The sequence below is a fragment of the Streptomyces seoulensis genome, assembly GCF_022846655.1.
Taxonomy (GTDB): Bacteria; Actinomycetota; Actinomycetes; order Streptomycetales; family Streptomycetaceae; genus Streptomyces.
The window spans coordinates 3899139-3922677 of the sequence record NZ_AP025667.1 but is presented as its reverse complement, the minus strand read 5'-3'; the positions used below and the strand labels follow the sequence as shown (position 1 = coordinate 3922677).

Annotated in this window: 22 protein-coding genes; 11 read left to right on the top strand and 11 right to left on the bottom strand. The window is 73.0% G+C overall.

The genetic code is table 11. The features are described from left to right. The first annotated feature begins 80 nt into the window (after positions 1-80). The 4 genes from HEK131_RS18045 to HEK131_RS18030 all read left to right on the top strand — a co-directional run bounded on the left by HEK131_RS18045 (position 81) and on the right by HEK131_RS18030 (position 4080). Positions 81-1412, top strand: coding sequence for a wax ester/triacylglycerol synthase family O-acyltransferase (locus tag HEK131_RS18045; RefSeq protein ID WP_244336145.1), 1332 nt, complete (start codon positions 81-83; stop codon positions 1410-1412). A gap of 137 nt (positions 1413-1549) precedes the next feature. Continuing rightward, complete coding sequence (locus HEK131_RS18040; protein ID WP_244336144.1) at positions 1550-3073, top strand: SDR family NAD(P)-dependent oxidoreductase; 1524 nt, start codon at positions 1550-1552, stop codon at positions 3071-3073. A 298-nt stretch (positions 3074-3371) separates the two neighbouring features. Then, positions 3372-3545 carry a hypothetical protein gene (locus tag HEK131_RS18035; protein WP_217464521.1) on the top strand — a complete coding sequence of 58 codons (174 nt, stop codon included), beginning with the start codon at positions 3372-3374 and terminating at the stop codon, positions 3543-3545. Between the two features lie 52 nt (positions 3546-3597). Then, entirely contained in the window at positions 3598-4080 is a 483-nt protein-coding gene (locus tag HEK131_RS18030) for a GNAT family N-acetyltransferase (RefSeq protein ID WP_244336143.1), read from the top strand. Positions 4081-4118: 38 nt separating this feature from the next. On the opposite strand, the gene HEK131_RS18025 is transcribed toward HEK131_RS18030, so the two are convergent. Both HEK131_RS18025 and HEK131_RS18020 read right to left on the bottom strand, forming a co-directional pair. Beyond that, entirely contained in the window at positions 4119-5462 is a 1344-nt protein-coding gene (locus tag HEK131_RS18025; RefSeq protein ID WP_244336142.1) for an amidase, read from the bottom strand. Positions 5463-5559: 97 nt separating this feature from the next. Continuing rightward, entirely contained in the window at positions 5560-6972 is a 1413-nt protein-coding gene (locus HEK131_RS18020) for a lipase maturation factor family protein (protein WP_244336141.1), read from the bottom strand. 187 nt (positions 6973-7159) lie between these two features. Between HEK131_RS18020 and HEK131_RS18015 the strand changes: the two genes are divergently transcribed. Then, entirely contained in the window at positions 7160-9235 is a 2076-nt protein-coding gene (locus HEK131_RS18015) for a SpoIIE family protein phosphatase (RefSeq protein ID WP_244336140.1), read from the top strand. 42 nt (positions 9236-9277) lie between these two features. Further along, on the top strand, positions 9278-10141 hold the full coding sequence (locus tag HEK131_RS18010; RefSeq protein ID WP_161147108.1) for an Fpg/Nei family DNA glycosylase: 864 nt from the start codon (positions 9278-9280) through the stop codon (positions 10139-10141). 19 nt (positions 10142-10160) lie between these two features. Here HEK131_RS18010 and HEK131_RS18005 read toward each other — a convergent pair whose 3' ends face one another. The 3 genes from HEK131_RS18005 to HEK131_RS17995 form a co-directional block, all read right to left on the bottom strand. Further along, the gene (locus tag HEK131_RS18005; RefSeq protein WP_244336139.1) at positions 10161-10814 is read right to left on the bottom strand and encodes a zf-HC2 domain-containing protein; all 654 of its coding nucleotides are present in this window, start codon (positions 10812-10814) and stop codon (positions 10161-10163) included. A 185-nt stretch (positions 10815-10999) separates the two neighbouring features. After that, on the bottom strand, positions 11000-11515 hold the full coding sequence (locus tag HEK131_RS18000; protein ID WP_244336138.1) for a hypothetical protein: 516 nt from the start codon (positions 11513-11515) through the stop codon (positions 11000-11002). Between the two features lie 135 nt (positions 11516-11650). Beyond that, a complete protein-coding gene (locus HEK131_RS17995; RefSeq protein WP_217464513.1) occupies positions 11651-12196 on the bottom strand; it encodes a sigma-70 family RNA polymerase sigma factor in 546 nt (181 codons plus the stop codon). A 214-nt stretch (positions 12197-12410) separates the two neighbouring features. Here HEK131_RS17995 and HEK131_RS17990 point away from each other — a divergent pair, with 214 nt between their 5' ends. Further along, on the top strand, positions 12411-13514 hold the full coding sequence (locus HEK131_RS17990; RefSeq protein WP_244336137.1) for a CapA family protein: 1104 nt from the start codon (positions 12411-12413) through the stop codon (positions 13512-13514). On the opposite strand, the gene HEK131_RS17985 is transcribed toward HEK131_RS17990, so the two are convergent. Continuing rightward, positions 13515-14936: an amino acid permease gene (locus tag HEK131_RS17985; RefSeq protein WP_217464511.1), complete on the bottom strand. Its 1422-nt coding sequence runs from the start codon at positions 14934-14936 to the stop codon at positions 13515-13517. Between the two features lie 89 nt (positions 14937-15025). Beyond that, entirely contained in the window at positions 15026-15958 is a 933-nt protein-coding gene (locus HEK131_RS17980; RefSeq protein WP_244336136.1) for a LysR family transcriptional regulator, read from the bottom strand. Positions 15959-16067: 109 nt separating this feature from the next. On the opposite strand from HEK131_RS17980, the gene HEK131_RS17975 reads away from it, so the two are divergent. After that, a complete protein-coding gene (locus HEK131_RS17975; RefSeq protein ID WP_244336135.1) occupies positions 16068-17324 on the top strand; it encodes an MFS transporter in 1257 nt (418 codons plus the stop codon). On the opposite strand, the gene HEK131_RS17970 is transcribed toward HEK131_RS17975, so the two are convergent. Continuing rightward, on the bottom strand, positions 17260-17733 hold the full coding sequence (locus HEK131_RS17970; RefSeq protein WP_161150378.1) for a universal stress protein: 474 nt from the start codon (positions 17731-17733) through the stop codon (positions 17260-17262). The two genes, HEK131_RS17975 and HEK131_RS17970, sit on opposite strands and share 65 nt — an antisense overlap. Positions 17734-17878: 145 nt before the next feature. Here HEK131_RS17970 and HEK131_RS17965 point away from each other — a divergent pair, with 145 nt between their 5' ends. Beyond that, positions 17879-18715, top strand: a complete 837-nt coding sequence (locus HEK131_RS17965) for a polysaccharide deacetylase family protein (RefSeq protein ID WP_244336134.1) — start codon at positions 17879-17881, stop codon at positions 18713-18715. 30 nt (positions 18716-18745) lie between these two features. Here the strand turns inward: HEK131_RS17965 and HEK131_RS17960 are convergent, their stop codons facing one another. Then, positions 18746-19426, bottom strand: a complete 681-nt coding sequence (locus tag HEK131_RS17960) for a class F sortase (protein ID WP_244336133.1) — start codon at positions 19424-19426, stop codon at positions 18746-18748. A 333-nt stretch (positions 19427-19759) separates the two neighbouring features. On the opposite strand from HEK131_RS17960, the gene HEK131_RS17955 reads away from it, so the two are divergent. Further along, complete coding sequence (locus HEK131_RS17955; protein ID WP_244336132.1) at positions 19760-20635, top strand: hypothetical protein; 876 nt, start codon at positions 19760-19762, stop codon at positions 20633-20635. Between the two features lie 97 nt (positions 20636-20732). Here HEK131_RS17955 and HEK131_RS17950 read toward each other — a convergent pair whose 3' ends face one another. Then, positions 20733-21491, bottom strand: coding sequence for a DUF4239 domain-containing protein (locus tag HEK131_RS17950; protein WP_217464504.1), 759 nt, complete (start codon positions 21489-21491; stop codon positions 20733-20735). A gap of 30 nt (positions 21492-21521) precedes the next feature. Then, on the bottom strand, positions 21522-21659 hold the full coding sequence (locus tag HEK131_RS17945) for a hypothetical protein (protein ID WP_217464503.1): 138 nt from the start codon (positions 21657-21659) through the stop codon (positions 21522-21524). 781 nt (positions 21660-22440) lie between these two features. Here HEK131_RS17945 and HEK131_RS17940 point away from each other — a divergent pair. Further along, entirely contained in the window at positions 22441-23391 is a 951-nt protein-coding gene (locus tag HEK131_RS17940) for an SCO0930 family lipoprotein (RefSeq protein WP_217462132.1), read from the top strand. Positions 23392-23539: the final 148 nt, after the last annotated feature.

The following is a 23539-nucleotide window of genomic DNA, read 5'->3' as shown; positions in this document are numbered from 1 at the left end:
CACACTTGACCGTAATCAGGATTCGGGGATTGACTCGGGGACAGACAGCAGACCCACCCGTCGACGACGCGAGGCACGCCTTGACTTCCGATCTGCTCGCCCCTCTCGACCTCGCCTTCTGGAACATGGAGTCCGCCCGGTATCCCATGCACCTCGGCGCGCTCGGCGTCTTCGCCACGCGGTCGCCCGCCGCCGGCGCGCACGCCGCCGATCTGCTGGCCTCCCGCGCCGCCGCCGTCCCCGGCCTGCGCATGCGCATCCGCGACGTCTGGCAGCCCCTCGCCTTCGGCGGCGCCACCCGCGAGCCCGTACCGGACTTCGACCCGCTGGACCACGTGCGGCTGCACGCCCCGACCGACGACTTCCAGGGCATGGCGGGACGGCTCATGCAGCGCCCCCTCAGGCGCGGACGGCCGCCGTGGGAGGCGCATGTGCTGCCCGGCGCGGACGGGGTGTCCTTCGCCGTGCTGTTCAAGTTCCACCACGCCCTCGCCGACGGCCTGCGCGCCCTGAAGCTGGCCGCCTCCCTGCTCGACCCCGTCGACCTGCCCGAACGCGGCCCGCGCCCCGCCGAGCAGCGGCCCGGCCTGCTCTCCGAGGTGCGCACGCTGCCCGGACGCGTCCCCGACCTGGTCAGGGGTGCCGTCTCCGACATGGGCCGGGCCCTGGACATCGGCGCCTCGCTGGCCCGCTCCACCCTCGGCATGCGCCCCGCCCCGGCGCTGGCCTCCGCGCCCAGCGGCACCCGTCGCACCGCCGGGGCCGTGCTCGACATCGACGACGTGCACCGGGTCCGCAAGAGCGCCGGGGGCACGGTGAACGACGTACTGATCGCCGTGGTCGCCGGTGCCCTGCGCCGCTGGCTGGAGGAGCGCGGGGACGGCAGCGAGGGTGTCGCCCCGCGCGCCCTCATCCCGGTGTCCCGGCGCCGCCCGCGCACCGCCCAGCCGCAGGGCAACCGGCTCTCCGGGTACCTGATGCGGCTCCCGGTCGCCGACCCCGACCCGCTGGCCCGGCTGGAGACGGTGCGCGCCGCGATGCTCCGCAACAAGGACGCGGGCGCCGACCGGGGCGCGGGCGCCGTCGCCCTGCTCGCCGACCACGTCCCCGCGCTCGGGCACCGGCTCGGCGGACCGCTGGTCGGGCAGGCGGCCCGGCTCTGGTTCGACATCCTCGTCACCAGCGTCCCGCTGCCCGGCATCGGCCTGAAGCTCGGCGGCCACGAGCTGGCCGAGGTCTTCCCGCTCGCCCCGCTCGCCCCCGGCCAGTCCCTGGCCGTGGCCGTCTCCACCTACCGGGGGCGCGTCCACTACGGGCTCGTCGCGGACGCCCGCGCGGTGCCCGACCTCGACGTGCTGGCCCGCGCGCTCACCGACGAGATGGAGATGCTGCTCACAGCCTGCGAGGTCTGACCTTGGCCGTTCCCGGCCCCCGGGTCGCCCGCCACCGGTGCGGGTTTGGTCCAGGGGCCCGGCGCTCCGTAAAATTCCCCGTTCGACAGCGGGCGCGCCCATGCCCCCGCGCGGGTGATCAGGGAAGCGGCAGCGCGATGACGGTGACAGAAGGCGGCTCGGCGTCCACGGACGCGGTGTCCGCGGACGCGACGGCCGTGGACGAGGTCGTGTACGGGCCGGGGATCGACCCGGAGCGCCTGGCCGTCTGCCTGAGCGTGCTGGAGGAGCTCGACCGGATCGACGTCGACCACCCCGACGCCATCCAGGTCCGCCGTGCCACCTCGCACATCTACCGCACGGTCAAGCAGCGCCGCCGCCAGGAGCGCCGGGCCGCCAAGACCGCGCACGACCGTAACGTCACCGAGGCCACCGCCACCGGCTCCGCCGAGCGCATCGACGACGAGACCGAGGGCATCCTGCCCACGTCCAAGATCGAGGCCGGCCGGATCGCGGGCATACTCCAGCGCCCCCGCTCCTGCTACATCTGCAAGCAGCGGTACACCGAGGTCGACTACTTCTACCACCAGCTCTGCCAGGGCTGCGCCACCGAGAACCGCACCCGCCGCGAGGCCCGCGCCGACCTCACCGGCAAGCGTGCCCTGCTCACCGGCGGCCGGGCCAAGATCGGCATGTACATCGCGCTGATGCTGCTGCGCGACGGCGCCCACACCACGATCACCACCCGGTTCCCCAAGGACGCCATCCGCCGCTTCAAGGCGATGGAGGACTCGGCGGAGTGGATGCACCGCCTGGAGGTCGTCGGCATCGACCTGCGCGACCCGGCCCAGGCGGTCGCCCTCGCGGACCAGGTCGCCGAGGCGGGACCGCTGGACATCCTGATCAACAACGCGACGCAGACCGTGCGCCGGCTGCCCTCCGCCTACGCGGCCCTGGTCGACGGCGAGAGCGCCCCGCTGCCCGCCGGTGAGCTCCCCGCCCACCACGTCATCGGCGCCTTCAACTCCGGCGCGGTCGACGGTCTGGCCGCGCTGCCCGTCGGCACCAGCGGCCTGGAGGCCCAGAAGGTCGCCGACCTGGCCCTGGTCGCGGGCAACGCCAGCGTCGCCCGGCACCTCGACGGCACCGCCATCGACGCGGGCGGCCTGCTGCCCGACGTCGTCGACACCAACACCTGGGTGCAGTCCATCGAGCAGATCTCCCCCGTGGAACTGCTGGAGACCCAGCTCTGCAACTACACCGCGCCGTTCATCCTGATCAGCAAGCTCCGCCCGGCCATGGCGGCCGCCGCGAAGCAGGCGGCCAACGGGCGCGCGTACGTCGTGAACGTCTCGGCGATGGAGGGCGTCTTCGCCCGCGGTTACAAGGGCGCCGGCCACCCCAACACCAACGCGGCCAAGGCCGCGATGAACATGGTGACCCGGACCAGCGGCCAGGAGATGTTCGACACCGACCGCATCCTCATGACCTCGGTCGACACCGGCTGGATCACCGACGAGCGCCCGCACTACGACAAACTGCGCCTGGCCGAGGCCGGTTTCCACGCCCCGCTGGACCTGGTCGACGGCGCTGCCCGCGTGTACGACCCGATCGTGCGCGGCGAGCAGGGCGAGGACCTGTACGGCGTCTTCATGAAGGACTACGCGCCCGGCAAGTGGTGACCTCTCCCGCCTCTCCCACCTGACGGCGCGGCATCGGACCCTCGGTCCGGTGCCGCGCCGTCGTATGACGGGGCGTCGGCCGGGCAGACGCAGGACTGGGCCGAGTGGGTGAATCGACGGCCCCCGCAGCGGATGCGCTTCGCGGTAAAGAGCCCCATATTGAGGGGGATTGAGGGGGCGACGGGTGTGCGGAAGTTACGTCTTGTTTGCATTCCCTATCGAGCGCGGGTCCGCTCATTTGGTTAATCTGAAGGTCCGGGACGCCCCCGAGGGTGATCCGACACATAAGGAGTGCGCGGTGAAACCGGAGAAGACGAACGGCGAACAGGGCCCCGACGAACGCACGGAGCGTTCCCGCCGCAGGCCCGGAGAACTCGGCAGCCTGGACGTGTGGGCTCGCTCCGCCCCGATCCGCCTGGCGGGCTACGAGGAAGACCTCGCGGAGCCCCACATCCTGCCCAGCGTGGACTGACCCCCTTCCGCCCCAGCGACGTCGGGCGCATGGGCGTGACAGACTCACGCCCATGCTGATCAGAGAAGCCGAGGCCGGGGACTGGCCCCGCATCTGGCCCGTCTGGCACCGCATCGTCTCCGCCGGTGACACCTACTCCTGGGACCCCGGCACCCCCGAGGAAGCCGCCCGCGCCCTCTGGATGAAGTCACCCGGACGGGTGTACGTGGCCGAGGACGCCGACGGCGCCCTGCTCGGCTCGGCCTACCTCACCCCGAACTACGGCGGACCCGCCGCGCACGTGGCCAACGCCGGCTTCATGGTCGACCCCGACCAGGCCGGGCGTGGCGTCGGCCGGGCACTGGCCGAACACGTCCTCGCCGAGGCGAAGGCCCAGGGCTTCAGCGCGATGGTCTTCAACGCCGTCGTCGAGACCAACCCCGCCGTCCGCCTCTGGACCTCCCTGGGCTTCAGCATCCTGGGCACCGTCCCGGACGCCTTCGACCACCCCCGCGACGGCAGGGTCGGGCTGCACATCATGCACAAGGTGCTCTAGGCCGTGCGCAAGGTTCTCTAGGCCGTGCGCAAGGTGCTCTAGGCCAGCGGCGCCGTACGCGTCCAGGGACGCAGCCGCTCCAAGTCCTCCGCGACGGACAGCAGTTCCGCCTCCGTGCCGGGACGGCCCACCAACTGCACCGCCGCCGGAGCGCCGCTCGGCAGCGCCCCGAAGGGCACCGACATCGCGGGCCAGCCGGTCAGGTTCCACACCGGGGTGAAGGGTGAACTCGCCGTGTTGACCGCCACGTTGGCGAGCCAGCTCCGCTCGTGCCAGGGCGCGGCGGCGGGGGAGCGGCGGGCCAGCGCCGGGGTGAGCAGCACGTCGTACTCGGTGAAGAACGGCAACAGGCGGGCGCGCAGCCGGTCGCGGGTCTCGCCGGTCCGCACCGAGCGGACGAAGCGCCGGCCGACGGCCGCGTGCGTGCGGGTGCGCCGGGCGAGCCGGGCCGGGTCGAGCTCGGCCGAGTCCACCGCCGTACCGGCCGTCCAGTGCCGCAGCGCGGTCAGGCCCAGGTCGAGCGGGTAGGGCGGCTCGGCCCGCCGTACCGTGTGCCCGGCGCCGTTCAGCAGGCCCGCCGCCTCCCGGACCGCGGAGCGGAACGGCTCGCTCACGCCCACTCCGGCCAGCGGGCTGCGCACCGCAGCCGCGATCCGCTTCGGCGCCCGCTCCTCCGGTGCCGGGAACGCGGTCTCGGCCAGGACCCCGAGCATCAGCCGCAGATCCTCGACCGTGGTCGCCAGCGGGCCGTTCTCCGACATGCCGAACCAGTCGCCGTGGCCGATGCCCGCCGGGACCACGCCGTGACCCGGCTTCAGCGTCACCAGACCGCAGGCCGCCGCCGGGATGCGCAGCGAGCCCATGCCGTCGTTGCCGAGCGCCAGCGGCACCAGACCCGCCGCGACCGCCGCCGCGCTGCCCCCGGACGAGCCGCCGGCCGTGCGGGTCAGGTCCCAGGGGCTGCGGGCCGTGCCGTACACGCCCTCGGTGGTGCCGAACACGCACAGCTCGGGCACGTTCGTCAGACCCACCACCACCGCGCCCGCCGCGCGCAGCCGGGCCACGGTCACATGGTCGTCGGCGGCGGGGGTGTCCGGTGTGGCGGCCGAGCCGTTGCGGGTGGACTCGCCGCGCACGCCGAGGTTGTCCTTCACCGCCACCGGCACACCGGCCAGCGGGAGTCCGGCCAGATCCGGGCGGGCGCCGACCTCGTCCGCCTCCGCCAGGGCCGCCTCCGCGCGCACGGTGCGGAACGCGCCGACCCGTCCGTCCAGTTCAGCGATCCGCGCGAGATGCTCCGCCACCACCCCACGAGGAGTGACCCGCTTCTCGCGGACGGCGGCGGCGATGTCGGCGGCCGTACGGCCGGCCCAGCTACTCACGTGCACTCCTCGTCGACTCCCGGCGCGCGGACCGGCGCGCACGGCAGCACTGTGCCCGCTCACGCGCTCCACGTCGAGAGGGGGGTGCCGACGCGGATCACCGGGTGGTGCCGAGCCGGGTGGGGCGCAGGAAGTCGCGTACGTAGGTCCGCTCCCAGCAGGCGCCCGTCTCGCGCAGCTCGCGCCAGGTGGTGAAGCGGTAGCGGAAGAGGCGGGCGCGGACGTAGCGGGGCGGGGCGCCGGGCGGGAAGGGGGAGCGGCGCAGCAGGCGCAGGGTGTCGCGGTCGTCCTCCAGCAGTCGTTCCACCAGCTTGCCGAACCAGTCCCCGGCGTACGCGGGGGAGAGCGCGGCGAACCACATCAGCCAGTCCAGGCGCAGGTGGTACGGCGCGAACTGGCGCGGCCAGCGGCGGGGGTCGCCCGGCTTGCCGTGGAACTCGTACTCCCGCCAGTCGCCGTCCTCGCGCGGGCGTTCGTCGTGGGTGCCCTCGATCACCACCTCGTAGCGGACCCGGCTGACGCTGCCGAACGCGCCGTAGGTGTTCACCAGGCGCAGCGGGTCGAAGGAGCGGTTCATCACCTGGCGCCGGGAGACCATGTTCATGACCGGGCGGGAACTGAGGGCCAGCAGGACCACGCCGACCGCGAGCACCAGCACCTCGTACCAGAGCGGTGCGGCGGGCACGGCGGGCGGATCGGCGGGCAGCCGCAGCGCGGACAGGGCGAGCACGATGGTGATCCAGTTCAGCCAGGAGAAGTTCCCGGACAGCACCAGCCAGAGCTGGGTCACGATCATCAGCGCGGCGGCCGCCGACGCGATCGGCTGCGGAGTGAACAGCAGCACGGGGACGACGAGTTGGGTGACGTGGTTGGCGGCCACCTCCACCCGGTGCAGGGGCCTCGGCAGATGGTGGAAGAACCAGCTCAGCGGACCGGGCATCGGCTGCGTCTCGTGGTGGTAGTCCAGACATGTCAGCTTCCGCCAGCAGGCGTCACCGCGCAGCTTGATCAGCCCCGCGCCGAACTCCACCCGGAACAGCACCCAGCGCAGCAGGAACAGCACCACCACGGGCGGGGCCACCTCGTCGTTGCCGAGGAACGCCGCCAGGAAGCCGGTCTCCAGCAGCAGCGTCTCCCAGCCGAACGCGTACCAGGTCTGCCCCACGTTGACGATCGACAGGTACAGCGCCCACGGCACCAGCCACAGCAGGATCCCGGCCCATAGCGGCAGCAGGGAGTCCGCCCCCGCGAGCAGGGCCGCCGAGACCGCGCACCCCGCCCAGGCGCACCCGGCGAAGAAGGGGTCCGAGTAGTACGCGTGGAACAGGCTCGGCGACTCCTTGAAGCCCACTCGCGCGGTGTAGCGCGGCACCGGCAGCATCCCGCGCTCGCCCAGCAGCGGCCGGAACTGGCGTGCCGCCGCCAGGAAGGCCACCAGGTAGAGCGCGGCGAGCCCGCGCTGGAGCACCAGCCGGCTCAGCCAGTAGTCGGGGGCGGTGAACCACTCCATCGCGCTCGCGCTCCTGCCTCCACGGCGGCCGCCCGGCCGGGGCCGCTCCCCGCCCGTCGCGTCCGTCGCGCCCGTCCGTCACTGCCGTGTACCGCGCCGCCCGGTCCGCGTAACCCGTACGGGCCGGGCGGCCACACCCTGCCACGCCCCACTCGAAGATTCGGACATTTGCTGGCAAGGTGGCCCCATGGCTGATCGGGGAGCGAGTGCCCTGTCACTCCCGGAGAAGCGGCCCGCCGACCCGGACACGATCCTGGCGCTCAACCACATGGGCAGCTTCGACTGGGACCTGGACGCGGGCCTGTTCCACATGGACGCCCGGGCGCACGAGATCTTCGACCTCCTCCCCGAGGAGTACGACGGCAAGGCCACCTCCCTGTCCCTGCGGGTGCCCCCGCCGGACGCCGCCAGGCTGGACGAGGCGGTCGCGCGCGCCATCAAGGACGGCAGCGAGACCTACGGCGCCTACTTCCGGGTCCGCCGCCGCGACGGCTCCACCCGCTGGGCCCACAGCCAGGGCGCCATCCTCCGCGACGGCACCGGCCGCCCGCGCCGGATCGTCGGCCTCGTCCGCGACGCCACCCGGGAACTCGCCGACAGCCCCGCCCGCGCCCCGCGCACCGCGCAGGAGGAGGCGTTCCGCCAGCAGACCAGCGTCGTGGAGGCCATCTCCGCCGCGCTCGCCCACGCCCGCAGCGTCCAGGACGTCATCGACGTCCTCAAGGACACCCACGGCATCCGCCACCTCGGCGCGACCAGCGTCGTCATAGGTCTGGTGGAGGCCGGCCGCATCCGGCTGGTCGCGGAGGGCCCCACCGAGAGCTTCGTGCCCGGCACCCGCATCACCCGGATCGACGACCCCTACCCGATGAGCGAGGTCGTCCGCACGCTCGTCCCCCGCTTCATCGAGTCGCCCGAGGAGTTCGCCGAGGAGTACCCGATCCTCTGGCCGCACATCACCGAGCTGCACATCACCTCCGCCGCCTACCTCCCGCTGATCGCCCAGGGCCGCCCGCTCGGCGCCATGGGGCTGCTCTACGGCGACCGGCGCGGCTTCTCCGCCGAGGAACGCGCCGTCCTGGTCGCCCTCGGCAGCAGCATCGCGCAGAGCCTCCAGCGCGCCATGCTCTACGAGCAGGAGAAGGACCTCGCCCAGGGCCTCCAGCAGGCGATGCTGCCCCGCACCATCCCCAGCGTCCGGGGCGCCGACGTCGCCGTGCGCTACCGCTCCGCCGCCCTCGGCCGGGACATCGGCGGCGACTGGTACGACCTGATCCCGCTGCCCGGGGGCCGGGTCGGCGCCGTCATCGGGGACGTCCAGGGCCACGACACCCACGCGGCGGCCGTCATGGGCCAGTTGCGGATCGTGCTGCGCGCCTACGCCGCCGAGGGCCACACCCCGGCCACCGTCATGGCCCGCGCCTCCGTCTTCCTCGACGAACTGGACACCGACCGGTTCGCCACCTGCCTGTACGCCCAGGCCGACCTGTCCACCGGCGTCGTCCAGGTCGTCCGCGCCGGTCACCTCGACCCCCTGGTCCGCGACGCCGCCGGCACCTCCCGGCGCGTCGGCGTCGAGGGCGGGCTGCCGCTCGGCCTCTCCGCCGATTTCGGCCGGCTGGAGTACCCCGTCGCCACCCTGGAGCTGGACCCCGGGGACACGCTCCTGCTGTGCACCGACGGCCTGGTCGAGCAGCCCGGCACGGACCTGGACGACGGCATGCGGGACCTCGCCGAGGTCCTCGCCGAGGGCCCGGACGACGTACGCGAACTCGCCGGGCGCCTGATCGCCATGGCCGAGGAACGCGGCGGCGAGGACGACGTCGCCCTGCTCCTGCTGCGCCGCCGGGAGCCCGAGGACCCACGGGCGCGCGGCCGGCTGCGGCTGCGTGTCGTCCCCGGCGATCCCGACGCCCTCACCCGCGCCCGGCACCTGATCGGCGCCGAGGCACGGGCCTGGGGCGCCGGCGACCGGGCCGACGAGATCGAACTCGTCGCCGACGAGCTGATCACCAACGCGCTGATGCACACCGAGGGCTCCGCGACCGTCACCCTGCGCCTGCTCTCGGGCGCCGAGCGGCGCCTGCGCGTCGAGGTGGAGGACTCCTCCAGCGCGCTGCCGCGCCGCCGCGAACCGCAGGACGACGGTGTCTCCGGGCGCGGGCTGCTCCTGGTCGACATGCTGGCCGACGCCTGGGGCGTGGAGGCGCGCGGCGGCGGCAAGGCCGTGTGGTGCGAGTTCCGGGTGGACCCGGACGGCTGACCGCCGCCTGGCGCCGCCGCGCACCGGTGGCACCCTGGACACATGCCGGAACTGCCCGAGGTAGAAGCGCTGACCGACTTCCTCGCCGAGCACCTGGCCGGGCGCCGGGTGACCCGCGTGCTGCCGCTGGCCATCAGCGTGCTGAAGACCTACGACCCCCCGGTCACCGCCCTGGAGGGTGCCGAGGTCACCGCCGTGCGCCGGTACGGGAAGTTCCTGGACCTGGAGACCGACGCCGGCCTGCATCTCGTCACCCACCTGGCCCGCGCGGGCTGGCTGCACTGGCGCGACACCCTGCCGGACACCCCGCCGCGCCCCGGCAAGGGCCCGCTGGCGCTGCGGGTGGCGCTGGAGGACGGCGAGGGCTTCGACCTGACCGAGGCGGGCACGCAGAAGCGACTCGCGGTGTACGTCGTGCGGGACCCGGCCGAGGTGCCGGGCATCGCCAGGCTGGGCCCCGACCCGCTCGCCGACGACTTCGACGAGGAACGCTTCGCGGGTCTGCTGAAGGCCGAGCGGCGGCAGCTCAAGGGCGCGCTGCGCGACCAGTCCCTGATCGCCGGGGTCGGCAACGCCTACAGCGACGAGATCCTGCACGCCGCGAAGATGTCCCCGTTCAAGCTCGCCGCCTCCCTCACCCCTGAGGAGACCACCCGCCTGTACACCGCGCTGCGCACCACCCTCACCGAGGCGGTCGAGCGGTCGCGGGGGATCGCGGCGGGACGGCTGAAGGCGGAGAAGAAGAGCGGGCTGCGCGTCCACGGCCGCACCGGCGAACCGTGCCCGGTGTGCGGGGACACCATCCGCGAGGTCTCCTTCAGCGACTCCTCGCTCCAGTACTGCCCCACCTGCCAGACCGGCGGCAAGCCGCTCGCCGACCGCAGGCTCTCCCGCCTGCTCAAGTGACGCCCCCGCCCGGTCCGGGTCAGTGCGCGGGCAGCGTCACCAGCCGCCGGCCCTTGTCCGTACGCACCTCGTAGTGGTCGATGTCGTCCGGGCTGAGCGAGGAGCCCGCCGTGGTCGCGGTGGTGCCCTCGTCGTGCGCGCCGACGTTCCAGCCGCCCGCCACCTGCTCCGTGCCGTCCCGGCCGACCACGATCAGCCGGCAGGAGTGCGGACCGGCGCTGTCCCGGACCTCCAGGCGCAGCCCGCTGCCCCACCGCTCGCCCTCGGTGGTGACCCGCGCCCACACCCCGGTGCCCGGATCGGTGGCGGCCGTGACCCGGGACGCGGGCTGCCCGTGCCCGGCGAAGGCCATCACCGCGGGGCCGGCCACCGCCAGCACCACCGAGGCCGCGAGCCCGTACAGCAACCGGCGGCGCCGGGCCCGGTGGCGTACGGTGATCTCGCCGAGCAGCCGGTCGAGCAGCCGGGGACCCGGCTGGGCCAGCGCGGGCACGAAGGCGGGCGTGGCCTGCCGGTACAGCATCAACTGCCGTGCCGTGGGGCCGAATTCGGCCGCGTCCGTCGCGCACCGGGGGCACTCGGCGAGGTGGTCCTCGAAGCGGAAGGTCTCCGCCTCGTCCAGCACGCCGAGCGCGTACGCGCCGACGGCGCGATGCCTTTCCAGGGACCTCATGCCGAATCCTCGTGCCTATGGGTGCGGGTGGGGTTACGCGGTGCACCCATTGGTACGCACCGCACGGCTGAATGACTCAAGCCGCGCGCAGAAACCCGCCGAGGGATTCGGAGCGGTCGGGGCCCCGGATTGGTCCGAGTTCGAAGTGGCCGGAAAACGAGCCCGGTCCGCCGCCGGAGTCCGGTTCAGAACAGGTGGATGGCCAGGTGTCCGAGGGGCAGGCCGAGCCGCCAGGCGGGGGTCCACACCTTCGGCCCGTCGTCCTCGCCGCACGCGGTGCCGCCGCCCGGCACCGCGTCCAGGTCGGGCGCGAGCAGCTCGGTCTCCTCCAGCCAGCGCCAGGCCGCCTGAGCCAGCGCCAGGTCGGGGTCGGGGGCGCCGGACGAGACGTCCTCGGCGGCGAGTTCGGCCATCCGGGAGCCGACCCAGTCCCGCCACGGCTGGTCGTACGCCGTCAGCGACAGCCAGGTCTCCAACTGCGAGATGACCCGGACGCCGGAGAGTTCGCGCTCGGTGTCGGACAGGAAGACGGTGAGCGCCAGCGCGTCCCGGCCCGCCCGGAACTCGAAGGACGTCGGTGGCATCAGATCGCCGGTGCGCAGCAGTTCGTCGGCGATGTACTCGGCGTAGAACCAGGCCATGGGGACGGTGAGTTCACCGCCGCCGGCGCCGCTCGTGCTCTCGTGACCTCTGTGGAGCATCCCTGCCTGCCTTCCTCCGGTGCGTGCAAGTCGCCCGAACCCGGCCCCCCGCCCGGAACACGGATGAGGACAGCTCATGGCCCCGACGGGGGGCACGGCAAGGCGCTTTACCGAGGCTTGACCAGGCTCCCGGTTTCACCGCAGGTCAGTCGCGTATCCCGGAAGAACCTGGCGCAGGGCGCGCAGCGCGTAGTACGCGCGGGACTTCACGGTACCGGGTGGAATGCCCAGGATCTCGGCGGCCTCCGCCACGCTGGCCCCGCGGAAGTACACGAGTACCAGCACGTCACGGTGGTGCGGAGTGAGTGTCTTCACAGCCTCGCGCACATCGAGCGCGGCGGCGGCCCGCTCGGCGTGGTCGGCGGTCACACGCGCGTTCTCCGGCACCTCGTCCACCACCTCCGGCGGCCGGGCCCGCCGGGCCCGCCGGGCGTCGATGGCCAGCCGCCGGGCGACGGTCAGCAGCCAGGGCCGGGCCGAGGCGAAGTTCTCGGCGCGCAGCGCCTCGGGATGCTGCCAGGCCCGTACCAGGGTCTCCTGGACCAGATCCTCGGCGCGCTGCCGGTCCCCGTCGCTCAGCCGCAGCAGCAGCGCGAAGAGGGGCCGCCCGTGCTCCCGCTGCAGCGCGGCGAGTTCATGCTCGGCGGTCGTCGTCCCTGGGGCAGTGGTTCCGGCCGTCATGGCCGTATGGCAGCGCAGCCCGTCCTTCGGCGACACCCCGCGCGCACGCCGGTGCGACGGACGGTCGTCAGGGCTCGCCGAACGGTCGGACGAACGGTCACTCAGGGGGCGCGGGGCGCCGGATGGGCTAGGCGCTGTTTGCGCACGACGCCAGATTCATACCCATATGCCCGTCAGGGCTTGTCTGTCAATACGACAATTCTGGGGTGAGTTGATGATCGGACGCAGGCATCAGGTGGCCCTCGTGCTGACCGCCGTGCTCGCGGCGGTGGCCGCCTGCCAGAACCAGGACCGGGTCGAGCCCGGCGCCTCCGGGCAGCCCGCGCCGGGCACCGGACGCGGCTTCACGCTCGTCGCCGCCGGCGGCATCCAGCCGTCCGCCGCCGCCACCGAACGGGCGGGCTTCGACGCCTCCGGCGCCGGACACGACTTCCGCCCCATGCTCGCCGGGGCCCGGCCGGCGGTGTCCGGCGCCGATCTGGCGCTCTGTCACCTCGAACCTGTCGAGGCCGCCGACGGCGACCCGGCCGTCGCCGCCCTGCCCCAGCTCGCCCAGGGCCTCGCCGCGACCGGCTACGACAGTTGCTCCACCGCTTCCCCGCAGGCCGCCGACACCGGTGTCACCCGCACCCTGGACGCCCTCGACCAGGCCGGCGTACGGCACGCCGGGACCTCCCGCACCGAGGCCGAGGCCCGTACCGTCACCCTGCTGCGGGCGGGCACCGCGAAGGTCGCCCACCTGTCGTACGCCTACGACACCACCGGGCAGTCCGGGGCGGTCGACCCGGCCGACGCGGGCCGGATCGCCGCGGCCGCGCGGGCCGCCCGCAAGGCGGGCGCCGACGTGGTCGTGCTCTCCGTCAACTGGGGCTCCGCCTGGCAGGACGCCCCCGACGCGGGCCAGGTCACCCTCGCCGACAAGCTCACCGCCGCCAAGACGGGCGGCCGCCCCGACATCGACCTCGTCCTCGGCACCCACGCCCACGTCCCCCAGCCGTACGAGAAGGTCAACGGCACCTGGGTGGTCTACGGCATGGGCGACCAGATCGCCGACGGCGGCGCGGGCGCGGGGGAGTGGCGCGGCAACGAGTCCACCCTCGCCCGCTTCACCTTCGCCCCGCCCGCGAAGCCGGGCGCACGCTGGGAGGTGCGCCGCGCCGAGTTCCTGCCCGAGGTGTACGACCTCGACGCCGGCCGCGCGATCGACGTCAACGGCGCCATCGCCGCCGGCGCGGATCTCGCCGCGGCCCGCGACCGCGTCCGGAACACCGTACTGAGCCGGAAGGCGGCCGGGGCCGGACTCACCATGGGGAAGTGATCACTCGGCGGGCGGCCGCCGGGCGAGGACCGAATGCCGGTAGGAGTAGCCGAAGTAGACGACGCAGCCGATCAGGAACCAGATGGCGAACCGCACCCAGGTCTGCCACTGGAGGAAGGAGATCAGCCAGAGCGAGAAGAGCACGCCCAGCGCGGGCACGTACGGCATCCACGGCGTACGGAACCCGCGCGGCAGGTCGGGGCGCCGGTAGCGCAGAACGATCACCGCGGCGCACACCACCACGAACGCCAGCAGGATGCCGATGTTGGTCAGCTCGGCCGCCTCACCGATCGGCACGAACGCGGCGATGCAGGCCGCCCCGACACCGACGATCCAGGTCACCCGGGTCGGCACGTGCCGGGTGGGGTGCGTCTTGGCGAACCAGCGCGGCAGCAGCCCGTCCCGGGCCATCGAGAACCAGACACGCGTGACGCCCAGCATGAACGTGAACATCACGGTGAGGATGCCGATGATCGCGCCCACCGCGATCACGTCCGCGAGGCCGCCCAGCCCGACGGACTTGAACGCGGTGGAGAACCCGCTCTCGGGGTCGATGTCCTTGTAGTTCTGCATGCCGGTCAGCACCAGACAGGCGGCCACGTACAGCACCATCGAGATGATCAGCGAGTAGATGATCGCCTTCGGCATGTGCTTCTGGGCGTCCTTGGACTCCTCGGCCGCCGTCGACATCGCGTCGTAGCCGAACACCGCGAAGAACACGGTGGCCGCGCCGGTGAAGGCGCCGCTGATCCCGAAGGGGAAGAAGGGCTGGTAGTTCGACGCGGTGATGTGGAAGGCGCCCACACCGATCACCAGCAGCACCACCAGCACCTTCAGCGCCACCACGAACGTCTCGAACCGGGCCGCGCTGCGCATGCCCAGGTTCAGCAGCCAGGCGATCAGCAGACACAGGATCGCCGCGAACAGGTCCACCCGGTGCCCCTCGCCGGTGCCGGGCGCGCCCAGCATCCATGCGGGCAGGTCCGCGCCCATCTGCTCCACCAGGAAGCTGAAGTAGCCGGAGATGCCGATGGCGACCACCGCCACGATCGCGGTGTACTCCAGCAGCAGGTCCCAGCCGATGAACCAGCCCGCGAACTCACCCAGTACCGCGTACCCGTAGGTGTACGCCGACCCCGCCTTCGGGATCATCCCCGCGAACTCGGCGTACGACAGGGCCGCGCACGCGCTGGCCAGACCGGCGATCAGGAACGACACCAGCACCGCGGGCCCGGCGGTGCCGTTGGCGACCGTGCCCGCGAGCGTGAAGATGCCCGCCCCGATGATGCCGCCCACCCCGATCGCGGTGAGCTGCCACAGGCCGAGCGAGCGGTCCAGACCGCCCTCGGCCGCCTCGGACTCCTCGATGTGTTCGATGGGTTTGCGACGGAGAATCCCCTCACCCGAACGGATCTTGGCCACACGCCTCACCTCTTCCCCGACGGCAAACGGCTGACGGCGGATCATGATGGCCCAGGGGCGGCCGGTTCGGAAGGCGCCACGCACGGCGCTCAGGTCGCGGCCCAGTCCGGGACCCAGGTGGCCGGGCCCCGCGCCGGCTCGGACCGACCGGTGAGATACGTGCGCAGGGCGGCCAGAGCGGGGTGGGCGTTGGCCCGGTCCCAGATCAGGGAGTGCGGGTAGACCGGCGTCGGGCCGGTGATCGGGATCAGTCGCAGATCGTGCCCCGCGGGCCAGACCAGCCGGGGATGCTCACCCACGAAGGTCGCGAGTTCCGGGGACCCGGCGAGCGCGTCCAGCATCGCGGCGCTGCCGAAGTTGGCTCCCGCCGAGTCGATGGTGAGCCCGAACTCCGCCGCCAGTGAGGCGTAGTAGGCGGCCCACTCGACGCCCTCCACGATGCTCGGCATCCAGATCCGGTGCCCGGCCAGCTCCGCGGGCGTCACCGAGCGCGCCCCGGCCAGCGGATGCCCGGGACCGGTGAGCAGGTACAGCGGTTCGTCCAGCACCCGGGCGCTCGCCAGGTCCTCGGGCAGCCGCCGCCCCGGCATGCCGACCGCCCGGAAGGTCGCGTCGGCGCGGCCCGCGCGCACGGCGGCGACGGCGGTGTCCGCGTCGAACAGGGTGACCACGTCCAGCTCCACACCGGGATGCGTCTCGTGGAAGCCCCGCAGCAGGACGGCCGGGGCGACCCGCGGACCGATCACGTCCACCCTGAGCGCCCGCCTGCCCGGCCGGACCGACGCGGCGGCACGCTCCTCGGCCAGCAGCAGCGCCCGCGCGTGCGGCAGGAGCGCCTGCCCGTCCAGGGTCGGCTCGGCGCCCCGCGCGGTACGGGTGAACAGCCGCACCCCGAGGTCCCGTTCCAGCGCCGCGATGCGCTTGGAGACGGCCTGCTGGGTGAGGGCGAGCACGGCGGCCGCCTCCTGGAACTGCCCCGTGTCCGCCACGGCGACGAAGGTGCGCACGGCCTTGAGATCCATGGCCGACAGGGTAGTCGTACAACCATCGGTTGTGCCTGCGGGGGCTTTGGTTGTTTGCTCCCGCCGCCATCGGACGGATTTCATGACCCCGGTCAACAGGAGGTTGTGCGTGAAGCTGGGGTCGCGGTTCGGGTGGCTGTGGGCCGCGTACGCCGTGAGCGCCGCCGGGACCTGGCTGGCGTTCGACGCCTTCGCGCTGATCGCCCTGCTCGTGCTGCACGCGGGCTCCGCCCAGGTGGCTCTGCTGGCGTCCGCCGGACCTGCCGTGGGCGCGCTGCTCGCGGTGCCGCTGGGGCCGTGGATGGAGTTCCGCCGCAAACGCCCCGTCATGATCGCGGCCGACCTGGTCCGGTGCGCCGCCCTGCTCGCCGTGCCCGCGGCCCACTTCCTCGGGGTGCTCGGCTTCGGTCAGCTACTGCTCGTGTCCATGGTCGTGGCAGCCGCCGACCTCACCTTCACCGCCGCCTCCGGCGCCCACCTCAAGAGCCTCGTACCGCGCGCCGGACTGCTCACCGCCACCAGCAGGTTCGAGTCCACCACCTGGACCGCCACCGTGCTCGGACCCCCGCTCGGCGGGGCTGCCGTCGGCCTGTTCGGGCCGGTGGTGACCGTGGCCGCCAACGCCGTGAGCTTCCTGCTGTCGGCCCTCGGGATCCGCGCCATCGACGGCACCGAGCCCGCCCCCGAGCGGCCGCCCCGCGACACCTCCCGCCCGCGCACGGCCGACCTCCTCGACGGCTGGCGGCACCTGCTCACCAGCCCCCGGCTGCGCCCGCTGTTCCTCAACACGGTCCTGGTCAACGGCCTGATCATGGCCCAGGCGCCGCCGCTCGCCGTCCTCATGCTCGGCCCGCTCGGCTTCGCGCCCTGGCAGTACGGCCTCGCCTTCGCCGTCCCCTGCCTCGGCGGCCTGCTCGGTTCCCGGCTCGCCCGGCCGCTCGCCGCCCGCTACGGCAGACGCCGGGTCCTGCTCACCTCGGGCGTGCTGCGCGCCTGCTGGCCGATCGGCCTGGCCCTCGTCCGGCCCGGCGTGCCCGGCCTGGTCCTCGTCATGGCGGTCGAGCTGTGCCTGATCACCTGCGCCGGCGTCTTCAACCCGGTGCTCGCCGCCGAGCGGCTGGAGCGCACCCCGGACGACCGGGTGGCCCGTACGCTCTCCGCCTGGTCGGTCACCGGCAAGGCCGGCACCGCCGCGCTGACCGCGCTGTGGGGCCTGCTGGCCGCCCTCACCGGCCCGCGCACCGCGCTCGCCGTGGCCGGGGTGCTGCTCCTGGCGACCACGCCGATGCTGCGCTCCCTCGCTACGGGACGACCGTCACCGGCCACCGTCCCGCCTTCACCAGCCGGACCGCCACCGACCCGATGATCCGGTGCCCGGCCTGCTCGGAGGCGCCCACCACCACCGCGTCCGCCTTCAGCTCGTCGGCTGCCTGCACCAGGCCGTTGAAGGGGTCGCCGCGGAAGGTGTGGAACTCCCAGCGCACCTCGAATATCCCCTTCACCCGCTCCGCCGCCTCCCTGATCTGCGCGATCAGATCCTCGGCGATCTCGTCCGTGGCCTGCGCCACCGGCACCCCGAGCGCCGCCCCGGCCGCCAGTACCGGCTGCACGTACACCACCGCCAGCAGCGCGCCCTGCCGCCGGGCCAGACCGCCCGCGTACGCCGCCGCCCGCAGCGAGGAGTCGGAGCCGTCCACGCCGACGACGATGACCTTCGGACCGTCCGTGCCGCGCTCGAACCGGTTCCGCTCGTGCTCTGCCTGCTGTTCCGTCACGGCGGTGAGGCTATCGGAAGCCGCCGTTCCGTCCAGCGGACGGGCGCGGGCGGGATCGCGCCCGGCTCGGCCGACCGAGTGGATCGGACCCGCCGCACCGGTGTCGGTGCGGTGCGGCACAGGGTCGGCGGGCGACTGATGGTTCATGGAGAAGGATCAGTTGTTCACACGGCGCCGGATGCTGCTCGGCTCGGCCGCCGTCCTCGGCGCCGCGGGTGCCGGGGGAGTCCTCATGGCGGGCGGCGGCGACCAGGCCGCCCGCACCACCGCCGGTCTCGCCGGGCCGCAGGCCCGCCAGGCCCTCAAGCCCTCCGCGTTCCGCCTCCAGCCCCTCATCGGCTACGGCCCCCCGCCCACCGCCCCCGGCAAGCTGAAGGTGCGTCACCAGCCCATCCTTCGGCTGGCCGGCAAGGGCAAGAACATGATGCTCACCTTCGACGACGGCCCTCACCCCGACTACACCCCGCACATCCTGGACACCCTCGCGAAGTACGACGTACGCGCGATGTTCTTCGTGTGCGGGGAGATGGCCGTCGACAACAAGGAACTCCTGGCCCGGATGGCCGAGGAGGGACATGTGGTCGGCAACCACACCTGGACGCATCCGCTGCTGACCGAGATGGCCCGCAAGGACATCCGCGACGAGATCGAGCGCACCAGCGACGTCATCGAGGACGCCTACGGTGACCGCCCGCAGTGGTTCCGCGCCCCCTACGGCGCCTGGAACCGGGCCACCTTCCAGCTCGGTGCCGCCATGGGCATGGAGCCGATGGCCTGGACCGTCGACACCACCGACTGGATGACCCCCGGCACCGGCACGGTCGTCAAGCGGGTGGAACACGGCGCCGCCCCCGGCGTCGTCATCCTCTCCCACGACGCCGGGGGCGACCGGACGCAGAGCGTCCGCGCGATCCGCGAGTACCTGCCCTATCTGCTCGACCAGGGCTACCACCTGACCGTCCCGCCCCGCCGCATGACCTGAGCCGGGCCGTCCGCCCCTGGTCGCGGCGGCTCAGGCCCCCGTGACCAGGCGGGCGAAGACGACCACGTTGCCGTCGTAGCCGTTCTGCTTGGAGAAACCGCCGCCGCAGGTGATCACCCGCAGCTCCGGCGTGCCCTTGGAGCCGTAGACACGGTCGCCGGGGAACTTGCTCTTCTCGAAGACCTCGACCCCGTACACCTCGAACACGGCCGTCCTGCCGTCCTGCCGCCCCACCTCGACCCGGTCGCCCTTCTTCAGCGCGCCGAGCCCGTAGAAGACGGCCGGGCCCCGGGTGTTGTCGACATGGCCGACGATCACGGAGGTGCCCTTCTCGCCGGGGGAGACCGCGCCCGTGAACCACCCCGCCAGGTTGGGGTCCTCCGGCGGCGGCGCGCCGACCCAGCCGCCGGCGTCGAGGCCCACCGGGGTGACCGGGGCGTCGACCTGGATCGCCGGGATACGCACCCGGTCCGCCGCCGAGAACGACAGCCCGGCCGGAGCCGCAGCCGCGACGGCGCTCGGCGAGGCCCGCACATCGGGGGCCGGGGCCGCGGCCGAGGCGGGCTGGGGCGGGCCCACGTCGAACTCGCCGGAGCCGTTCCGGATCAGCGCCACACCGGTCAGCAGCACGAGCGCCAGCACACCCCAGGGGGCGCGTCTCCTGCGCCGCTCCTCCCGTTCGCTCCACTCCGCCAGCTCGGACGCAGACATTCGCCATCCCCTCTCGACGTGACCGCTGCCACGTCCGTGGCGCATGGGAAAACGCTAAGTCCCGCGCCGGTGAAGGGCGACGGGGCGGCGTGCGAACGGGTGGCCGCCCGGCTTTCCGGTGCGCCATCCGAGTTGCAGAGCGGAGAGAATTTCTGACGGGCTGTGACCTGCGGCGATATCCGATTGTGTGGTTGTCGGGTGAGGGGTGTACTCACCAGGACGGACCATTCTCGACATGCGGGCGTGTTCCGGGCCCCTGAGGGTTCTGTCGGGAGGTGCTTTCTCGCCGATCGCCCGGGGACCGGCCCCGGCGTGCCTCTCGCGGAGGAACACATGCGTAACCAGCGTGCCTTGGCGGCCACGTGCGCCGCGATCGCCGTGCTCGGTATCGCCGCCCCCGTCGCCGTCGCGGACGGCATGGGCAACGGGAACGGCACCACCACCGTCACGGGCGTCAGCCCGAACACCGGTGTCTTCAACGGGAACGGCAATTTCAACAACAACTTCAACGGCAACGGGCACGGAAACGGCAACTTCAACGGCAACGGCAACGGCAACGGGAATTTCAACAACAACGGCAACTTCAACAACAACGGGAACTTGGGCAACGGCAACCGGGGCAACGACAACTTCGGGAACGGCAACTTCGGCAACGGGAACGGGAACGGCCGGGGGAACGAGAACTTCGGCAACGGGAACGGCAACGGGAACTTCAACAACAACGGCAACTTCGGGAACGGCAACGGCCAGGGCAACTTCGGCAACGGCCACGGGAACGGCAACGGCAACGGCAACGGTGGCCACGGAAACGACGGCAACCTCCGCAACATCGTCGTCACCCCCAGCGTGCTCCCCGCCGGCGGCCGGCTGACCATCACCGTCGAGGGATGCCGCGGCGGCACCGTCTCCTCGCGCGCCTTCCGCACCGCCCGGCTGAACTCGAACGGCAACGACAACTCCCGTGCCGTCGTCACCATCGACCGTGACGCCCGTCCCGGCCGCTACGACATCACCGTCGACTGCGGTGGCCGCTCCCTGACCCGCCCGAACGCCTTCACCGTGCTCGGCGGTGTCAACGGCGGCCTCGGCGGCAGCACCACCACCGGCGCCACCCGTGCCGACGTGGCCATCGGCGGCGGACTGGTCGCCTCGGCCGCGCTCGGCGGCGGCGCCTTCTGGCTGCGCCGCCGCCACGAGAAGCGCGCCTGAGCCCCGCCCCGCGTCCTCGCCGGCGCGGGACACGCTCGTACGGGCCCTCGTACCGCCCCTCGCCGGGCCGGGACGAGGGCCCGCGGTGTGCTCGTGGCTAGACGTGCGGGAAGAGGGTGAGGAACGGTTCGGCCGTCACCGCGATGCCCCGGCTGAAGGGGGCGTCGAAGTCCCAGATCAGGAACAGCATGAACGCGATGGTGGCCGAGAACAGCCCGGCCAGGACCAGTTCACGCGCGGTACGCCGGATCTGGAGCGCGAACACCATGCCCACGGTGATCACCGCGCCGCACAGCAGCCCCCACCACACCACGGACGGCATGGTCGCGCCGGTGGAGTCGGCGCGCGCGTTGCGCGCCTGGTCGGCCGCGGCCACCTGGTCCACCAGCGGCTGGTACGCCTGCGCCTCGAAGTCGCTGCGCGGCTGGTAGTCCGTCACGTCCTGGCGCACCCGGTCCAGCAGCCGGGCACCCTGAGCGGTGACCTCCCCCCGCTGTGTCATCGACTTCCACTCGGTGTCGACGACGTAGGACACGTACGCGTCGACGTCCGCGCGCACCCGGTCACGCACGTCCGCCGGATAGACGCTGACGCGCTCGGAGACCTCGTGCAGGGCCTGTGCCTCGGCCTGGACGGTGTCCCCGGCGGCGCTGCGCGCCTCCCAGACGCCCGCGATGGCCAGGCCCAGGACGATGGCGTACACCACCCCGATCCACATCGTCATGTACTCGATGACGTCCGGGGTCTCGCTGGGGTCCTCGTCCTCCGGGGCCCGCTTGTGCCGGACGAGGGTGATGATCACCACCACGGCACAGGCTCCCAGCATGGCCAGGACGAGAACGAGCCAATCCGACAACGGATACCTCCAGGGGTGGGTGCGGCCGCGTCACCGCGGGCGCAGCGCCGCGACGGCGACGATCGCGGGGATGGTGACGAGCAGGACGTAGCGGACCGGCGAGGTGTGGGAGGGAGCCGTGTGCCGGACGGGACGGGCGTGGTACGCCGGGTAGCTGACCGGGGTCACGGTGGGCCGGGGTGTGGGCTTCGGCGGGGGAGTCGGCTTCGGTACCGGCCGCGGGGGCGCGGGTTCGGGGGCCGGAGCGGGCGGTGGTGGCGGGGGTGGAGTCGGCTTCGGTGCCGGTGGGGGCGGCGTGGGCCGGACGGGCGGCTTCGGCTCGGGCGGCGGCGTCGGACGCGGCTGGGGCTTCGGCGGCGGAGGGGGCGGAGGAGCCGGGGTCGGCGTCGGGGTCGGTGTGGGTGTCGGGGTCGGCGGAGGCGGAGGTGGCGGAGTCGGAGTCGGAGTGGGCGTCGGAGTCGGCGGGCAGGGCGGTGGGGGCGGCGGCGGGCACGGATGGTGGCCTCCGGCCACCGCCACGGCCACGGTGCCGTCCGGGCCCGTGGAGGCGTAGGCGCAGGCGTCGGCCGACGCCGAGCCGACCGGGCAGCCGACCACGCTCCACACCACCACGAGCAGCGCCAACGCCCTGCCGGCGACCGCGCATCGGGTTGCTTGGGGACCTTGCACGAGCGAGATCATGAGGGCAGCGCGACGCCTCCGCGCCGAACAGGGCGCGGATTGGTCCGAAGGAGGGACAACACGGCCTTACCGGTTTGACGTGCCGAACGGCCCCGCCGCACCGATGGGTACGCACGTACGGACAGCCACCCCTCGCTCGCACCCCGTCGGGATCCCGCCGAAAGAATTTCCCCGCCCGTTGAACGCTCCGCCCCCCGCGCCCCGTACCCATGGCCGTGCGGCGACTCAGTGGACGCCGCAACAAACTGGCGAAAATGGGGAGTTGAGGATGAAGACCTCCTGGCGGACCGCCGCACTGGTGGCCACAGCCGCTTCGGTGCTGGCGCTGACGACGGCGTGCGGTCAGGACAACGTCACGCCCCCGGCGTCGGCGGCCCAGAACGTGGGAGCGTCGGCCAGCGCCGCGGGCATCGGCACCGGACTCGGCTCGGGCAACGGCTACGGGGCCGACGGCGCCCAGAGCAGTGCCTCCCCGACCCCCGCCGCCCCCGCGGGCAAGCTGACCGTGGCCACCAACCCCCAGTTGGGCAACGTGCTCACCGACGGGTCCGGCCTCACCCTGTACCGCTTCGACAAGGACACGGCCGAGCCGCCGAAGACCAACTGCGCGGGCGACTGCGCCACCACCTGGCCCCCGGTCCCGGCCGACGACGCCAACGCCGGCGCCGGCATCGACAAGGCCATGCTCGGCGAGGTCACCCGCCCCGACGGCACCAAGCAGCTCACCATCGGTGGCTGGCCCGCCTACCGCTACGCCAAGGACCTCAACTCCGGCGACGTCAACGGCCAGGGTGTGGGCGGCAAGTGGTTCGCGCTCGCCCCCAACGGCAAGAAGGCGTCGCTGACTTCGCTGCCCGGTCTCTCCGTCCGCAAGGACCCCAAGCTCGGTGACATCGTCGTCGACAAGAACGGCCGCACGGTCTACCGCTTCCTCAAGGACAAGGCGTGGCCCAAGTCCGTCTCCAACTGCGTCGGGGCCTGCCTGGAGAAGTGGCCCGCGGTCGCGCCGGTGAGCGCCGACGACACCCAGGGCGTGAAGAAGAAGGGCCTGATGCCCTTCACCCGTCCCGACGGTGTCAAGCAGATGTCGGTGAACTGCTGGCCGATCTACACCTTCTCCGGTGACAAGGCTCCCGGTGACACCAACGGCCAGGGCGTGGGCGGCACTTGGTACGCCGTCTCGCCGGAGGGCAAGCCGATCGGCGCGCCCGCCGAGTAGGGATCACCGCCGAAGCGAGGGCCCGTACCGTCCGTTCACGCGGAGGGGGCGGGCCCTGTCCCATGCGCGCGGGCGGTCACCCAGCGGGGTCGGACGGACACTTCCCGCAGGCGGTGACCGGGAACGGATGGTCAATTTCCGTTTCCGG

Coding starts and splice junctions, on each gene's coding strand:
- HEK131_RS18040 (WP_244336144.1), top strand. CDS start 1,550: ATGACGGTGACAGAAGGCGGCTCGGCGTCCACGGACGCGGTGTCCGCG.
- HEK131_RS18030 (WP_244336143.1), top strand. CDS start 3,598: ATGCTGATCAGAGAAGCCGAGGCCGGGGACTGGCCCCGCATCTGGCCC.
- HEK131_RS18020 (WP_244336141.1), bottom strand. CDS start 6,972: ATGGAGTGGTTCACCGCCCCCGACTACTGGCTGAGCCGGCTGGTGCTC.
- HEK131_RS18015 (WP_244336140.1), top strand. CDS start 7,160: ATGGCTGATCGGGGAGCGAGTGCCCTGTCACTCCCGGAGAAGCGGCCC.
- HEK131_RS18010 (WP_161147108.1), top strand. CDS start 9,278: ATGCCGGAACTGCCCGAGGTAGAAGCGCTGACCGACTTCCTCGCCGAG.
- HEK131_RS18005 (WP_244336139.1), bottom strand. CDS start 10,814: ATGAGGTCCCTGGAAAGGCATCGCGCCGTCGGCGCGTACGCGCTCGGC.
- HEK131_RS18000 (WP_244336138.1), bottom strand. CDS start 11,515: ATGCTCCACAGAGGTCACGAGAGCACGAGCGGCGCCGGCGGCGGTGAA.
- HEK131_RS17995 (WP_217464513.1), bottom strand. CDS start 12,196: ATGACGGCCGGAACCACTGCCCCAGGGACGACGACCGCCGAGCATGAA.
- HEK131_RS17990 (WP_244336137.1), top strand. CDS start 12,411: ATGATCGGACGCAGGCATCAGGTGGCCCTCGTGCTGACCGCCGTGCTC.
- HEK131_RS17980 (WP_244336136.1), bottom strand. CDS start 15,958: ATGGATCTCAAGGCCGTGCGCACCTTCGTCGCCGTGGCGGACACGGGG.
- HEK131_RS17965 (WP_244336134.1), top strand. CDS start 17,879: ATGGAGAAGGATCAGTTGTTCACACGGCGCCGGATGCTGCTCGGCTCG.
- HEK131_RS17960 (WP_244336133.1), bottom strand. CDS start 19,426: ATGTCTGCGTCCGAGCTGGCGGAGTGGAGCGAACGGGAGGAGCGGCGC.
- HEK131_RS17955 (WP_244336132.1), top strand. CDS start 19,760: ATGCGTAACCAGCGTGCCTTGGCGGCCACGTGCGCCGCGATCGCCGTG.
- HEK131_RS17940 (WP_217462132.1), top strand. CDS start 22,441: ATGAAGACCTCCTGGCGGACCGCCGCACTGGTGGCCACAGCCGCTTCG.